At 39.5% G+C, this 16,483-nt stretch carries 15 protein-coding genes; 3 read left to right on the top strand and 12 right to left on the bottom strand.

The window, feature by feature from the left end; translation table 11 throughout:
- Positions 1-2 precede the first annotated feature (2 nt).
- The 6 genes from uvrC to R8G33_02895 all read right to left on the bottom strand — a co-directional run bounded on the left by uvrC (position 3) and on the right by R8G33_02895 (position 5,381).
- Positions 3-1,826: an excinuclease ABC subunit UvrC gene (gene uvrC, locus R8G33_02920; protein ID MDW3094607.1), complete on the bottom strand. Its 1,824-nt coding sequence runs from the start codon at positions 1,824-1,826 to the stop codon at positions 3-5.
- A gap of 18 nt (positions 1,827-1,844) precedes the next feature.
- Positions 1,845-2,486, bottom strand: a complete 642-nt coding sequence (locus R8G33_02915; protein MDW3094606.1) for a uracil-DNA glycosylase — start codon at positions 2,484-2,486, stop codon at positions 1,845-1,847.
- 91 nt (positions 2,487-2,577) lie between these two features.
- Complete coding sequence (locus tag R8G33_02910; GenBank protein MDW3094605.1) at positions 2,578-3,546, bottom strand: beta-ketoacyl-ACP synthase III; 969 nt, start codon at positions 3,544-3,546, stop codon at positions 2,578-2,580.
- Between the two features lie 7 nt (positions 3,547-3,553).
- Positions 3,554-4,561 carry a phosphate acyltransferase PlsX gene (gene plsX / locus R8G33_02905; GenBank protein ID MDW3094604.1) on the bottom strand — a complete coding sequence of 336 codons (1,008 nt, stop codon included), beginning with the start codon at positions 4,559-4,561 and terminating at the stop codon, positions 3,554-3,556.
- An 86-nt stretch (positions 4,562-4,647) separates the two neighbouring features.
- Entirely contained in the window at positions 4,648-4,842 is a 195-nt protein-coding gene (gene rpmF / locus R8G33_02900; protein MDW3094603.1) for a 50S ribosomal protein L32, read from the bottom strand.
- 20 nt (positions 4,843-4,862) lie between these two features.
- A complete protein-coding gene (locus tag R8G33_02895; GenBank protein MDW3094602.1) occupies positions 4,863-5,381 on the bottom strand; it encodes a YceD family protein in 519 nt (172 codons plus the stop codon).
- Positions 5,382-5,482: 101 nt separating this feature from the next.
- Between R8G33_02895 and R8G33_02890 the strand changes: the two genes are divergently transcribed.
- On the top strand, positions 5,483-6,061 hold the full coding sequence (locus R8G33_02890; protein ID MDW3094601.1) for a nucleoside triphosphate pyrophosphatase: 579 nt from the start codon (positions 5,483-5,485) through the stop codon (positions 6,059-6,061).
- A 38-nt stretch (positions 6,062-6,099) separates the two neighbouring features.
- On the opposite strand, the gene sppA is transcribed toward R8G33_02890, so the two are convergent.
- Positions 6,100-7,041 carry a signal peptide peptidase SppA gene (gene sppA / locus R8G33_02885; GenBank protein MDW3094600.1) on the bottom strand — a complete coding sequence of 314 codons (942 nt, stop codon included), beginning with the start codon at positions 7,039-7,041 and terminating at the stop codon, positions 6,100-6,102.
- Positions 7,042-7,127: 86 nt separating this feature from the next.
- Positions 7,128-8,075, bottom strand: a complete 948-nt coding sequence (locus R8G33_02880; protein MDW3094599.1) for an RluA family pseudouridine synthase — start codon at positions 8,073-8,075, stop codon at positions 7,128-7,130.
- Between the two features lie 395 nt (positions 8,076-8,470).
- Between R8G33_02880 and rne the strand changes: the two genes are divergently transcribed.
- A complete protein-coding gene (gene rne / locus R8G33_02875) occupies positions 8,471-10,675 on the top strand; it encodes a ribonuclease E (protein ID MDW3094598.1) in 2,205 nt (734 codons plus the stop codon).
- 29 nt (positions 10,676-10,704) lie between these two features.
- On the opposite strand, the gene R8G33_02870 is transcribed toward rne, so the two are convergent.
- The gene (locus R8G33_02870) at positions 10,705-11,196 is read right to left on the bottom strand and encodes a low molecular weight protein-tyrosine-phosphatase (GenBank protein ID MDW3094597.1); all 492 of its coding nucleotides are present in this window, start codon (positions 11,194-11,196) and stop codon (positions 10,705-10,707) included.
- A gap of 10 nt (positions 11,197-11,206) precedes the next feature.
- A complete protein-coding gene (locus tag R8G33_02865) occupies positions 11,207-11,458 on the bottom strand; it encodes a hypothetical protein (protein MDW3094596.1) in 252 nt (83 codons plus the stop codon).
- 471 nt (positions 11,459-11,929) lie between these two features.
- Here R8G33_02865 and R8G33_02860 point away from each other — a divergent pair, with 471 nt between their 5' ends.
- Positions 11,930-13,561, top strand: a complete 1,632-nt coding sequence (locus tag R8G33_02860; protein ID MDW3094595.1) for a choice-of-anchor I family protein — start codon at positions 11,930-11,932, stop codon at positions 13,559-13,561.
- 86 nt (positions 13,562-13,647) lie between these two features.
- Here R8G33_02860 and R8G33_02855 read toward each other — a convergent pair whose 3' ends face one another.
- Together R8G33_02855 and R8G33_02850 are read right to left on the bottom strand one after the other, a co-directional pair.
- Positions 13,648-13,980 carry a hypothetical protein gene (locus R8G33_02855; protein ID MDW3094594.1) on the bottom strand — a complete coding sequence of 111 codons (333 nt, stop codon included), beginning with the start codon at positions 13,978-13,980 and terminating at the stop codon, positions 13,648-13,650.
- A gap of 192 nt (positions 13,981-14,172) precedes the next feature.
- Positions 14,173-16,476: a VWA domain-containing protein gene (locus tag R8G33_02850; GenBank protein ID MDW3094593.1), complete on the bottom strand. Its 2,304-nt coding sequence runs from the start codon at positions 16,474-16,476 to the stop codon at positions 14,173-14,175.
- Positions 16,477-16,483 lie beyond the last annotated feature (7 nt).

Genomic DNA, 16,483 nt, shown 5'->3' with positions numbered 1-16,483 from the left:
GTTTAATGACTATGCAATGTTTCGTGTATGGTCTGTGCCAGTTGTTTACTGATTCCCGTGACTTTGGCAAGTTCTTGTTCACTTGCTCTCTCTATACCCCGCAACCCTCCAAAATGTTTTAACAAACTTTGGCGACGCTTGGGCCCTAGTCCGGCAATTCCTTCTAATGGAGACATTGTACGTGATTTATTTCTGCGTTTCCGGTGTCCTGTGATGGCAAATCGGTGTGCTTCATCACGAATCTGCTGAATCAGGTGCAATGCCAATGAATCACTGCTCAAGTGAATCGGTTGTTTATCACCCAATACAAATAATTGTTCCATACCGGGCTTTCTTTCAACACCTTTAGCCACACCCACAACCAATACACCTGTCACCTGCAGTTCTTCTATCACTTGTCCGGCTTGTGTGAGTTGGCCCTTACCACCATCAATAAACAAGATGTCGGGTAACTTACCCTCGCCTTTTTTAATTCTTGTATAACGACGCGTTAAGGCTTGCAACATTGCTGCATAATCATCGCCAGGTGTAATACCTTCTATATTAAATTTTCGATATTCAGATTTACTTGGCCCTTCTCTATTAAACACAACACATGAAGCCACCGTTAGTTCTCCTGAAGTGTGGCTAATATCAAAACATTCCATACGTTGAATTGGGTCCGATAACTTAAAGATATCTTCCAGCGCATTAAAACGTTGTTCCATACCAGATTGACTAGCCAAACGAGATTCAAAGGCAGTAACGACATTTTTATTGGCAAACTCTAACCAGCGTGCTCGTTTGCCACGCACTGATGAAGTTATTTTCACTTTTGCTTCACGTTGATTTGATAGCATTTCTGCTAGCACATCACTTTCTGTTGGTTCATGTGCGGTGATAATTTCTTCTGGTGGTCTACGGTGCAAGTAGTATTGGCCAATAAAAGCTGACAGTAATTGCTGCTCATTATAATGTGCAGGCGTTTTAGGGAAAAAACATTTATTGCCCAGATTCATTTTATTACGCACTTGGAACACTTGCACACAGGCTAAAGAGTCACGCATGCGGCAAGTGATAATGTCACAGTCTCCAGACAAGTCACTGACGTATTGTTGTTGTGAGACTTGTCTTAATGCCTCTATTTGATCACGCAATTTAGCGGCATGTTCAAATTCCAAATCACTAGAAGCTTTTTCCATTTCAGACACAAGATGGTCAACAACTTGTTCACTTTTACCCTGTAAAAACTTGCGTGCAAAATCTACATCATTACCATAAATTTTTTCACTAACCATATTCACACAAGGTGCCGTACATCTTTCAATTTGATACTGCAAACAAGGGCGTGAACGATTGCGATAATAACTTTCACTGCATTGACGCACCTTAAACGTTTTTTGCAATAAACTTAAAGTTTCACGTACCGCGCCAACGCTGGCATAAGGACCAAAATATTCACCTTTCTTTTTCTTTGATCCTCGATAGAAACTTAAACTAGGAAATTCATGATTAGACAACAAGATGTAGGGATAACTTTTATCGTCGCGCAATAAAATATTATATTTTGGGCGGTGTTCCTTAATTAAGTTATTTTCTAGCAGCAAAGCTTCTGCTTCTGTATTTGTCACAGTCACTTCCATGGCTGTCACTTGTTGAATCATCTGCTTAATACGTGGACTTATGCTGCTGCGATTAAAATAGGAAGAGACTCGCTTTTTAAGATTCTTAGCTTTGCCTACATAAAGAATAGATGAATCGCTATTTAACATGCGATACACGCCGGGCTGTTGAGTCAACGTTTTTAGAAACGCCTTATTATCAAATTGTGTAGGTGTCTCAGGCATATTGAAATCATTAAGTCACTACGAGTCAATTAGATCTCTGATTTTAACGAATACTGCTTCAAATTGATCGACTGTCAGACGCTTGGTCGATGTGTTATAGCGGCTACAATGATATGAATCTACCAATATGAATTGATCAGGCAGATGGTGCACTGTTCCATGTCCAAATGGATAGTCTTTTAAACGCAAACCCAGCGATCTCAATGTTGTTTCATGAGCGATACGCCCAAGCGCTAATACAATATTATCTGACGATAAGCTAAGCAATTCTTGTTGTATATATTGATTACAGGTTTTTATTTCTGCAGGAGTCGGCTTATTTTGTGGTGGCACACATTTCACAGCATTTGTAATACGTGCACCTAGTAACTGCAAGCCGTCTTTTACATGCTTAGATTCTGGTGCACTTGAAAAACCAAATCTATGGAGCGTTTCATATAGTAGAATACCCGCATAGTCGCCTGTAAATGGTCTTCCAGTAGCATTTGCTCCGTGCAACCCTGGCGCTAAACCGACAATTAGTAATTTTGCTTTATCATCACCAAACGGTGGTACTGGTTTACAGAAGTAATCAGGGAATTTTTGCTTTGACTCTGCTAGAAAATCAGCAAGTCGAGGACATTGTTTACAGCGCGTGGAGAATTTTTTTGTGGCCACTATTTAAATATCTGTCATCGTCCAGGTGTAGATGAGGATTCAGCAATAAAAAATTTTAGCAATGTTGTAACTTCAGATTAATTGCACACCCTTACTAATAAATAAGTAGCGCAGAACCCCAAGTAAATCCACCACCAAATGCTTCTAAGATAATTGATTCACCTTTTTTAATTCTACCATCGCGCACCGCAGTATCTAACGCTAATGGTATTGAGGCAGCTGAGGTATTGCCATGTCTATCAACCGTGACAACAACACGATCCATAGATAACTTTAACTTTTTAGCAGTCGCTTGAATAATTCTGGTATTCGCTTGATGCGGAACCAACCAATCAATTTGCGATTTATCATAGTTATTTGCAATTAATGTTTCGTCGGCAATTTTACCTAACGTGTTCACTGCCATCTTAAACACTTCATTGCCTTTCATATATATGTAGGCTTCACCTTTCTTCAATAAGTCATAGCCTTCAGATATACCTCGCGGTACATGCAATAAATGTTCATAACTGCCGTCGGCATGCAAATGAGTTGATAAAATACCAGGCTCTTCACTTTCTTCTAATACGACTGCACCGCCGCCATCAGCAAATAACACACAGGTGCTGCGGTCAGTCCAGTCAACAATTCGCGAAAGTGTTTCTGCACCAATAACTAATGCAGTCTTCACTGTTCCAGCCTTAATGAAGTTGTCAGCAATAGCTAATGCATAAACGAAACCAGTGCATACTGCCTGAACATCAAATGCAGGGCATCCATGAATATCTAAACGCTTTTGTATTAAACATGCAGTGCTTGGAAAAACCTTGTCCGCCGTGGTTGTTGCAACAATAATTAAATCAATATTTTCTTTAGTTTTGCCCGCCATTTCCATTGCGCGTCTTGCTGCAATAACACCTAAGTCTGCAGTCGTTTCACCTTCTGCTGCAATATGACGTTCTTTAATTCCTGTACGTTCTTGAATCCAATCATCTGCAGTATCCACCATTGATTCAAGATCTTTATTAGTCAAAATTCTTTCTGGCAAATAACTTCCAGTTCCAATGATTTTTGAGTATTTCATAGTCAAGTTATGCCAAATAGTTTTCTAGTTGTTTATCAATTAGCGTTGGTACACTCTTCTTTGCTTCTATATAAGCAATATAAATAGCATGCTCAAATGAAAAAGCATCTGCGCCACCATGGCTCTTGATCACTATACCTTTAAGCCCCAGCAAAGATGCACCATTATAACCCCTTGGGTCGATAGAATTTTTAAATTCATTCAATATTGGTGTTGCTAATAACGCTATAAATTTAGTATAAATGTTTTTAGTGAATGATTTTTTAGCATAACTGGAAATAAGTTTAGCCACACCTTCACTTGTCTTAAGCGATACATTTCCAACAAAGCCATCACAGGCTATGACATCGACATCACCACAGAATATATCATCACCTTCAACATAGCCTATGTAATTTAATGCACTATTTTCCAATAACACATTCGCTTCTTTTACCTGATCATTACCTTTAATTGCCTCTGAACCAACATTGAGCAAACCAACCCTTGGCGATACAAGATCATCTACCGCACTTGCTAATACTGAACCCATGACAGCAAACTGAAATAAGTTTTCTGCTTTACAGTCTACATTTGCACCCAGGTCTAACATATGAGTATGACCATTCAAAGCGGGCAAAGTTGTATTTATTGCAGGTCTATCTATGCCTGCCAAAGTATGCAATACATATCTTGCTGTCGCCATCAAAGCACCTGTGTTACCGGCACTAACGCATGCTTGTGCTTGATCTTCTTTAACTAAATTAATTGCCACACGCATTGATGAATCTTTTTTAGAACGTAATGCTTGCGCCGGAGGCTCATTCATCTCTACTACTTGTGTTGCATTATGAATTATGAGTCGGTGAGATAGCTCACTTGATGCTTGTTCCAGCTCAGTTTCGATTTTCGTCTGATCTCCCACCAAAATAAGATTGAGATCATCATGTTTTTTTAATGCACTTAATGCAGCGGGCACAACAACTTTGGGACCAAAGTCTCCACCCATTGCATCTAGTGCGATTGTATTAGTCATGAGAATAGAGGTTTTTAACGCAACACTTACTTAGTGACGCGTTAAAATTGATTAACACTGAATTGTATAGTGGTGCGAGTGACGAACTAATCTTCGTCTTCGTCTACTTCGTCTTGCTTGATAACTTGGCGTCCACGGTAGAAACCATCAGGGCTAACGTGATGTCTACGATGAGTTTCACCAGTAGTAGGCTCGATAGAAAGAGTTTCAGCCTTCAATGCATCGTGTGCTCGTCGCATGCCTCTCTTCGATGGTGTTTTTCGATTCTGTTGTACTGCCATTGGTGATCTCCGATCTATCTTTAAAGTTTTAAGTCTTTCAGCTTTGCAAACGGATTTTCTTTTTCATCCGTTGGCACTTCATCAAATTCATGCATCCATTGCTTGACAGTGGATTCGCATTTTTCTACGTCCGAATGTTTCGCAACAATAGGCATAGACAGAATAATTTCATCTTCAATTAAACTGGCAGTTGTAATTTGTTGCCCGTCATATTCAAAAATTTCATGTCCTTCTTCACTGGCCATCTCTAATGAGTCTGGTGATACTAATAACAGCTGGAACTCTCCACTAATTGGGACAGCTGCATCACCCATACACCGTTGGCACGATTGCACGACCTCGCCTTCAATAGTACCTTTGACCATTGGAAACTGTAGCGAAGAGGTAGAAAACTCCATCGTTACACGAAATTCACCGTCCGAGTTAGGTGCCAACTCCATAATTCTAGGCATATCCTGGACAGGAAGATTTCCCGCGAATTGGCGCCCACGTTTAGCAAATAAAACGGGGTCAAAACGCAAAGGTAGATCGTTGCTCATTCGGCGGCCAAGTGTATAGATTGACTTAAGTTTCGTCAAAGTTTTTACTGAAATCAACCACTTCTTAGGCTTGTTTCACTCAATAAATTGGAAAATAACTCATGACCCGTCTAATTCTTGCTTCAAGCTCACCTTATCGAAAAGAATTACTGGAAAGACTGCATATCAAATTTGAGTGTATCTCCCCCAATATTGATGAATCTAGCCTCGAAAATGAGCAACCTGGTGCCTATGTTCAGCGATTAGCAATTGAAAAAGCCGCTGAAATTGGCAAAACACACGCTGACAGTTTGATCATTGGATCTGATCAGTGCTGTGTTAATGACAATATTATTCTCGGTAAACCTAAAGATCGGAATAATGCCATCGAACAGCTCAGAGCTGCTTCAGGCAAAGAAATTCGATTTCTCACAGCCGTGTCTATTCAACATCCATCATCTAATTGGCACCGAGAATGGGTGGATGTATTCACCGTAGAATTCAGAAAATTATCGATGTCTGAAATCGATCGCTATCTAGATGTTGAACAACCTTTCGACTCTGCAGGTAGTTTCAAGTCTGAGAAATTAGGAATTTCTTTGTGCGAATCCATGCACGGTGATGACCCCACCGCCTTAATTGGTTTACCGTTAATTAGCGTCGCGCAGTATTTAAGAGAGTTTGGATTACAAGTACCTTAATTTTTTTAAATCATGGGTACATTATGTAGTTAATCCAATTAACGAATGTTTACACCTTCCAGCCAAAGTCTTAGTTGTGAACCAATAGAACTTCCAATTCGTCCTGCAAAACGTTGAAATATGTCTTCTTGATATGAGTAATCAACAATTTCTTCAACACCAACGACTTCACGAGCAACATAGCCGGCACTACCTAAGCCATCAACCAAGCCAAGCTCCATCGCTTTAGTACCCGTCCAAAACAACCCAGTAAACAATGTTGGGTCATCAGATAAACGATCACCACGCCCCTCTTTAACCACATCAATAAATTCTTGATGAATTTCATTTAGCATGGTTTGTACGTGTTGCTTTTCGACAGGATTCTCCGGTGAGAATGGATCAAGTAATGCTTTATGCTTACCCGCAGTTAATAACCGTCTTTCAATGCCTAGTTTTTCAATGGTTCCTTCCAAACCAAACCCATCCATGCGTACACCAATAGAACCCACTATACTTGATTCATTTGCAAAAATTTTATCAGCAGCAACTGCTACGTATACACCGCCCGATGCACAAATGTCTGATACTACTGAATATAAAGGTTTAGTTGGATACTCTTCTCGCAATCTTTTAATTTCATTATAAATATACGCAGACTGAACTGGCGAACCACCAGGACTATTAATACTTAGAATAACAGCCGCAGAGTTTTCGTTGTCAAAGGCTTGACGTAATCCATAAACAACATTATTTGCACTAGCGTCTTCGCCATCGGCAATGACACCAGATAAGCTGACTAGTGCGGTGTGGCGTTCATTGGACATCAAGCTATCAGCCTTCTTTGAACCAACAAACGTAATCAAAAAAATAATTAAATAGGCAACAAAGAATAATTTAAAAAATATTCCCCATCGTCTGGCACGACGTTGCTCTTTGAGTCCTGCATTGGCTAACTCAACAATGGCATCACGTTCCCAATTAGTTTTGGATTCATCCATGTGACTAGGTTACCTCGAATACGTTTAAAAAATAGCTATCATCAATTGTCTAAATTGTAGCATGTGAATGACTTAATTCGCTTTCACTACTCCCCTTTGCGCAGCCGTTTACACAGCTTTTTCAGCTCCTCGGGAAGTGGTGCTCGAAACTCTAATGTCTGACTGAGAGCCGATAGACAAAGTTTCAGATAATCTGCATGTAAAAACATACGCTGTAATCCTAATTTTTGTAACTCACGATTATATTCAAAGTCGCCATATCGCTTGTCTCCCGCGATGGGATGGCCTTCGAGCTGAGCATGGACTCTAATTTGATGGGTACGACCAGTCAAAATACTTGCAGACATAAGCGAGTGCTTTTTGAAGCGCTCTTTTGTTGTGAATATGGTAATGGCATCTTTACCCGATTCAGAGCCAGCCATTTTAGATCCGATGCTATTATTTGCCTGCTTTTCTAGCGCATGCTCGACTGTATGCTTTTTAATCTTCCAGTCACCTTTGACAAGAAAAATATATTCTTTACGCGATTCTTTAGCATGTAGCGCATCTTGAACATCTAGTAAGGCACGCCGAGTTTTAGCTAATACCAAACATCCACTGGTATCTTTGTCGATGCGATGAGCTAATTCTAGAAATGGTTGATGCTCTCTGCTTGCACGAAATGCCTCAATCACCCCCCAACGTTCACCAGTCCCACTATGTACCGCAATTCCAGCAGGTTTATTGATCACTAGAAGGTGCTCATTTTCAAATATAATTTGGTCTTCCAATTGACCTATCAAATTCTTAGGTACGCTAGCTTGCGAATTGATGTTCTGTTCGGTCGAAATTGGCGGCAGTCTGACCATATCACCTAGTTTAACTCTATAAATGGGTTTTACCCGGCCTTTATTGACTCTAACTTCACCGCTACGAAGTGCTCGGTATATTCTACTTTTAGGCACTTTAGTAAAATGAGCTAGTAAAAAGTTGTCTATACGCTGACCAGCATGGTTTTCATCGACCTCTACGAATTTTGCTTTATTGACAGTCACTTATATTTAAAACCTGAGGTCATTGCCGCTCATTGAAATGATTGATATAGTTGGCGTCATTAAGTTACTTGAGAACCGAAGTTAGCGATAGCTCAAGCCACTCTCAGCGCCCCAAACAGACCAGCGCAAAAGAGCTTAATTACCCTTATTTCTGACTGTAATAACATAGCAGTCAGAGTTTAAATAGATTTTACTACCGTCACGACGGACAAAGTAAATAATTAAAAGAATGTTCATTCTACTTTCAATCTGCAATTTATTAATGAACTCTGTAAAAGAGCTCTTTACGTTGTGTACAGATGGCTTATCACGCCATTCTGTGGTTGGACACGTTGCGCAAAATGGGTTGACACCCTATATGCAATTGAAAGCAGAAATAGAAAACCGAGACCAATATGAAAAGAATACTAGTAAATGCTACACAGCAAGAGGAATTGCGTGTTGCGATGGTCGATGGCCAAAAGCTATACGATCTCGATATCGAAGTTCCTTCACAAGAGCAAAAGAAAGCCAATATATACAAAGGCATTATCACTCGGATTGAACCGAGTTTAGAGGCTGCTTTTGTTAACTATGGCGTTGAACGCCATGGTTTCCTACCTTTCAAAGAAATATCCAAGCTTTATTTCAAAGATAACAATACCCCTGCGGGTGAACGCCCACCAATAAAAGACCTGATAGAAGAAGGCCAGCAACTTATCGTTCAAGTAGAACGTGAAGAACGAGGCAATAAAGGTGCGGCACTTACGACATTCATCAGTCTAGCTGGGCGCTATTTAGTATTAATGCCTAATAATCCACGTGCAGGTGGTGTCTCACGACGTATAGAAGGCGATGATAGAAAAGAAGTGCGTGAGGCGTTAAGCCAGATCAAAATTCCTAATGGTATGGGTGCGATTGTACGAACCGCAGGAGTGGGGCGTACTAGTGAAGAACTCGGTTGGGATATCTCTTACCTAGAGAAAGTATGGCTGGCGATTGAAAATGCAGCTTCTCAGAAAGAAGAACCTTTCTTAATTTACCAAGAAAGCAACGCTATGATTCGTGCTCTACGTGATCACTTCCGTAATGATATTAATGAAATTATCATTGATGATAATGCTGTTTATAAAGATGCGCACCATTTTTTAGAACAAGTAATGCCTAATGATCTTCGCAAACTTAAATTATATGAAGATCATGTGCCTCTATTTAATCGCTATCAAATCGAAGCGCAAATCGAATCTGCTTTTCAGCGCGAAGTGAATTTACCTTCGGGTGGCGCTATTGTTATCGATCATACGGAGGCAATGCTTTCTATTGATATCAACTCTGCGCGCGCTACTAAAGGTAGCGACATTGAACAAACTGCACTACAAACTAATCTAGAAGCAGCAGATGAAATTGCACGCCAATTACGTTTGCGTGATTTAGGTGGATTGATTGTGGTTGATTTCATCGACATGCTAGCTAATAAAAATCAACGTGAAGTAGAAAATCGATTACGAGATGCCGTCGAAGTTGATCGTGCACGTATTCAGCTTGGACGTATTTCTCGTTTTGGTCTATTAGAAATGTCTCGCCAACGATTACGCCCTTCTTTAGGAGAGTCCAGTCAAATTGTATGCCCTAGATGTACTGGTCATGGCACTATTCGCACCAGCGAGTCTCTAGCACTAGCCATTCTGCGCTTACTTGAAGAAGAAGCAATGAAAGATAAAACAGGAAAAGTGATAGCGCGCGTTCCTGTAGATGTTGGCACATTTCTGCTTAACGAAAAACGTTTATCTCTACAAGAAATTGAACATCGGCATAAAATTGATTTAATAATCGTACCGCAAGCAAATCTAGAAACCCCTCACTTTGAAGTACAACGTGTACGCGATGACGACAAAGAAACTGAGGGTAAAACCAGTTATGAATTAAGCACTAGCCAAGAAGAAGAAATAGAAATCACTACAACTACACAGAGGCCGGTTGATAAACCAGCTGTATCTACAGTTAGCATGGATGCACCCGCACCAACTCCAGTACCAAGCCAAGTTTCCGCTCAAGGAAAGAAAGCATCTAAAGGTATCTTTGCAAAATTATTTGGCTGGTTGTTTGAAGACACATCACAAGAAGAAGCTAAAAAAGCTGAATCAAATTCTCGTGGTAAAAATCAATCTCGCGGTCGATACAGCAATAACAATAATCGTAATAACAATCGTCGTAGAAAGCCTAATCAGCGCGGACAAAATCGTAAAGGCGGTCGAAACGAAAATAAAAATGACCAGCCGCGTGCAGACGGTGAAAAAAATCAGTCAGACAATAATAGCAACCGCAATCGAAATCGTAACCGAAACCGAAACCGCAATCGAAATCGCTCAGATTCCCAGCGCTCCCAGAATCGCAATCAAAATGCTGATCAATCGAATAATAAGCAGAATAATTCTGGCAGTGACAATAAGCAGCAAACGCAGGGTCCTAAAGAAGGAAACTCTTCAGGTAACAGTCCTCAGGCAAATGGTAATACACAAAGTACTAACAGCAACCCTGCACCTCAACAGAACGAATCAAATAACAGCAATACTACTAGCCAGCAAAAACCTCAGACTCAGGAAAAAGAGCCTAGTACGTAAAGTTGATTTACTAGCTTTTCTTAAAGGCATTAAAGGTGGTGACGTTTACGCATCACCTTTAATAGATTCCAACAACCCTCTTCTACCATCTCAAATACGCCATCAAATAAATCGCTGTCGCGATAGTATGGGTCAGGCACTTCTTGACCAGATTTTTCTGGATGGAAATTCAAGAATAGTTCAATTTTATCGCGATGCATTAACGGGGATTTCACTTGCAAGGCACTTAGATTGGCATTATCCATCGGCAGGATATAATCAAACTCCTCAAAGTCCTTATCTTTAACTTTGCGTGCTCTAGAAAATGAAATATCATAATTTTTTTCTAGTGCAGAAGCACATGCTCTAGGGTCAGGCTTTTCACCTTCATGATATGCATGCGTACCTGCAGAATCGACACGAATAATATCCTCCAGCCCATGTATTCTCACTAGATGATGAAATACTCCTTCTGCGGTAGGTGAACGACAAATATTCCCCATACATACAAATAGTACATTTATTCTCTTATCTTCAGCCACTACTTTACCTCTACCCTGGAGGATCTACCCTAGCTGTTGCTAGCGCCCATAAAATTGCTTTTCCACACCATAATGCCAAATAAAATATGAATACCTGCTTCCATATATCTAAAGATTCAAAATTTATATTATCAATAATATGTTGCTTAATTGAGGTAAATGAATGCCCTCCAACAAATATCTCATATAGCGGGATTAATACAAAAGAAATTAAAAGCGCAATGAATAAGAATATAAATATTCGTTTAATAAAGGCAACCATAATATATTAACTCAATAAACCTTGCATGGATCGTGATTGCAGATGACTGTCGATTTTAGCAATACAACAAACATTGACCAAAATATCTTGCTCTGAAACGACATTTTCGTTGCCGATTTTCACATTAAACATAAGCATGAACAAAATTACACCTATTTAAGTACATATGTTTTTTAATAAATGTAAGTCTTGGCATATTAATATTATTTACCTTACAGAGCATGGTTAATTTGCTTATGGTTGATTATGAGTAAGTCCCAAATTGACATTCACATCAACATTTCCAGATTAACACACACTAAAACAAAGCATAAGCCTTTACAATTATAAACGACTTTAAGTCAAATCAATTCAAACTCAACTAATTAAATATTTTTCACAGAGAAAAGATATATTTTGCGTCACAAAATCATAATATTAGATTGATACCTTGCGGCGTTTAAAATACCCAAAACAGAGGGAGACTACGCTGTGAAATTTAAACTAAGCTTATTAGCTGGCGTGCTAGCTTTATCTAGTACTGCTCACGCAAGCTACGAACCATTCAAAATTACCCCATTTGCAACGTTTAGCAATGAAGATGTGGAATTTGATGAGAGTGCCGCAGAGATTGTTGCATTTGATGCAACAAGCCAGAAATTTTTTGTTGTCAATGCACAAAGTAATACTATAGACGTATTAGCCATAGATGATGAATTTGTATTTGCGAAAGATGAATCATGTACTGATGGCAACTTAGATCTATCACTTACCAACGTCAGTGGCGGCCCAAACAGTGTTGCTGTTTATAATGGATTAGTTGCTGTAGCCGTTGAGGATGATCCCAAACAAAACCCTGGTGAAGTAGCATTTTATAACGCTATGGACTGTAGCTTTATTAGCTCAATCCAAGTTGGCGCATTACCTGACATGTTAACGTTTACAAAGAATGGCATGAAAGTAGTCGTTGCTAATGAAGGCGAACCTAATGATGACTATAATATTGATCCTGAAGGCTCAATTAGTATTATCGATATCAGCTCAGGAGTTGCTTCTGCCACTGTAGCAACTGCAGATTTTCATGAATTCAATGGAAAAGAAGAACAACTCCGTAAGAAAGGAGTCAGAATCTTTGGACCAAATGCGAACGCCTCAATGGATTTAGAGCCAGAATACATCACAACATCCAATGGCTTAGCTTATGTCACTCTTCAAGAGAACAATGCACTTGCTGTAGTTGATATTCATAAAGCCAAGGTATTATCGATCAACTCTTTTGGTACTAAGAATTTCAATCGCAAACGTAACGCACTAGACTACACTAATGAAGATGACGCAATAAACATTGTACGGGCTCCTCTTGTTGGCATGTATCAACCAGATGCTGTTGCATCTTTTAATTACTATGGTGAAACTTATATTGTTACTGCTAACGAAGGTGATGCACGTGACTATGACGGATTTAGTGAAGAAGTACGCGTTGAAGATTTAACACTAGATGCAGACTTAGTTGCAAAATTTCCTGGTTTTGCGGATGAAGATGACTTAGGTCGCCCTCGCGTAACTGATCAAGATGGCGATATTGACAATGATGGTGATATTGACAAGGTCCACATGTATGGCGCTCGCTCAATCACAGTGTGGCGATTTAACCATCGAGGTAAATTACGCAAAGTAGCAGACACTGGCTCAGTTATTGAACGCGCTGTGGCTGATCAGTTCCCAGCTTTATTCAATGCAAACAATGACGAGGATGGAATAGACAGCAGAAGTGATGACAAAGGTCCAGAACCAGAAGCAATAATCATTGAATTTATTGATGGTGTCCCGTACGCATTCGTAGGTTTAGAGCGTGCCTCTCTAATTGCTATCTTTGATTTGAGCTGGCCTGAAAAACCAAAACTTGTTCAACTATTCGGCAATCGAGTGAGTGGCGCGAATTCATCTAAAGAACTTAAGGATGATGACGATGAGTTAGTTGTAAGACCTGGATTAGATCTTGGGCCGGAAGGACTAGATTATATTCCGGCTCACAAAAGCCCTACTGGCAAGCCTTTATTAGCCGTTGCAAATGAGGTAAGTGGAACAACAACACTTTATACTCTCGAGATGTATTACTATTAATCTCAGCTGCCACTGAGTGTAATTTAGCCACCCCAGGTAACACCGGGGTGGCTGTTTTATTTATGGTCTAGTTAAGTTATAACTATTTAATATAAAGACGTATGCAATTCTTCAAGTGGCACTTCATCTACTGGAGCTTGAAATTTCTCACATGACCAGCCCCAAGATTCTTGCTTCTGAATAAACTCATCAGCTTTAGCTTCACAGAATCCAACTTCAGATTGAGCACTCCATAATGTTTCCTCACCCTGACCTTTGTCATACTTTACTTCACAAGGCACAGGCTGCTGATCATTTTGATAAGAAATTTTAATGATTCTTTTTTCGCCGTTATTATCACAAACAAAATCTTCGCCTGCGAGCACAGCAAAGGAAGACACAAATAACGCAACAAATAAAAAAGACAATATGATTTTCATGATTCAATCACCCCTATTAGTGTGAACAAGTTCACATTGTTACGCTAAGGCTATGCTTGTGCTATATCCTAGAAAACCGTTCAATCATAAATATCTGCATTCTAGCCAGTTTTAACATATAAACATTAATTTTCTTATGCTTGAAAGTTTTCAAACAAATATTTGATAGGTAAATACAGGTAATTATTATATTTATGCGGTCAATCTCAGATATAACATTGGCAGGCGTTGTGGCAAACGATCAATTTCATCAATAAGTACAACATTCTTTTTGCCAAAGATTTTAGTCAAATAGTTTTCCCCTGATGCTTCTAAACCTACACAGAATGTATCTATACCCATATGTGAGGCAGAACGTACAACTTTTCGCGCATCCTCAACCAGATAGTTTTTATCTTGGACATCTATATCTGAAGGCTCCCCATCTGTAATGATTAATAATAAACGACGATGTGTCTGTTGTACTGTCAATTCTTTTACCGCATGACGCATAGCAGCACCCATGCGAGTAGATAATTTTCCTTTTAAACCCGCCAAATATGCACGTGAAGTCTTATCATATTCATCATTAAAGTTTTTAATTCGGTAATAATGAACATCCTCTTTACCATCCGAACAGAATGCAGCAATACCAAACGGATCTCCCAATTCAGTCATGGCATATGCCAACAAGCTTGTTGCCTGGATTTCCACTTGTAAAACAGATTCATTTGTATTGGGCACAATGTCATTAGTAGAATTAGAGATATCAAGCAACACTTGAACAGAAAGATCACGATGCTTTCGTTCCGTAGTACTATATATTCTTGGGTCTGGAGTTTGTCCCATCCTTCGACTGACAACAGCATCAATACATGCATCTATGTCCAACGACTCACCAACACTTTGACGATGCAGTCGTTCTGGCAAACTGACTTTGGCAGATTGAATGAGCTGCGTGATTCTATTCACTAAATCTCTATGAGTTTCTAAAATTCTATCAATCAAGTATGCATCACCGAAATCTGGGAAATATTCAACAACACATGTCCAGTTAGGACGTTCATAGCCAGTCAGGTAATCAAACTCAGGATAACGAACTGCAATTTCAGATTCACGAACTTCGTCATCTTGACTTTGTCGAGCATTATATTGTTGTTCACTAGTTTGATCTTCCTCATTACGATCCAGATCTGAGGAGGTGTCGTCATTTTTATCCTTTTGATCCATCTGTACGGCTTCAATGAATACTCCTTCATTATCTTCTTCATCCCCTTGTTGATCACCAAAATCCCATAAACCCAAATTGTCATCACGATAAGGCGGCTCTACTACATATGTTTTAGAATTAAATTGTGCACGCATCTGTCCTAGATCGTTACCTAACAGTACACCTAACTTTCTGCACATAATTGGATCTGACATATTATTAGATTTATCAAAAAACATATCTCGACCTTTTTGCACCCAACCATCTCTATCTTTAAATTCACTATCAATTAATGCGCGTGATAATCGTGCAAGTAAATGAGGAACCAGCTTAGGTCCACTCGCTTTCGCAACATGTAGAGGCAACCATAATTCTTTCAAACCTGGAAATGCTTGCATAGCAAGATACTCAACACGTGCATCTTCTAAAAGAGATATCAAAGCAATCTGGATTGGCTTTAGTTCAGCTACTGGAAATACCTTAGTCGAGTACACGAGGTGTGCGCCAACATGCGCCAATCCCGCACGGAAAATTTTTTCCGCCTGATCGCCATGAAATCCTGGAAAAACTTCTGGGATTCGCACTACTCCATTAGATATTGAGATTCGTCGCAACGACAATGGAGAAGTAGATGCTGGAAGATCACGAATTGGTGGACGCAAATTCCATAACGATACCAAATATAACTTTAAGCGACGGTCAATATCCGTAAATACAACATCTCCAGCTTCATGACGAAACCATTTTTCAGACTCCGGATCAGCAAATGAAAAATATTGTATTTGACGGTTCTTATCTTCATCTGTAGACCGCAAACCAGCTAACGCCCAAGAACGAAATTGCTCGGGCGTCAAAGTTGTTAATATCTTTTGAGTTCGCTCAAGAACAGGTAAAACAGACTCAGGCGCTGCTTTAATAAGCACTTCAATTGTAGACACCCAAGATAAAAATTCTGGGATGGTCGAAAGCTTTTGTGCGGCGACAATAGCTGACTTTGGTAACAATTCTGAGGCAGCACGATTTAATTTTATCGCTGACAATGAAACTAATGATACAAAATTGATAGCAATTTCAGCACTCAATAGATTTGCTAATTTTGGTGATTCACGAACATAAGATAACGGTATTAATGATCCGTATCCTGCATTTGCAAGCTTATTGCAAGCTTGTTCCCATTGGTGAAAATATTCTCCAGAAAATGAAGATTTACCTTGATCAATTAAATAGGAGAATCTTTCATTAATATCTCCAGGTTCTTCTTTTTGTGGTGCTACTTTGCACTCACTTTGAGTACTTGAGATTGTCAAAATTCAA

Source organism: Gammaproteobacteria bacterium (assembly GCA_033344735.1).
Taxonomy (GTDB): Bacteria; Pseudomonadota; Gammaproteobacteria; order UBA4575; family UBA4575; genus UBA1858.
Note: the sequence above shows the minus strand (reverse complement) of the source record. Positions and strands in the feature narration are given on the sequence as shown.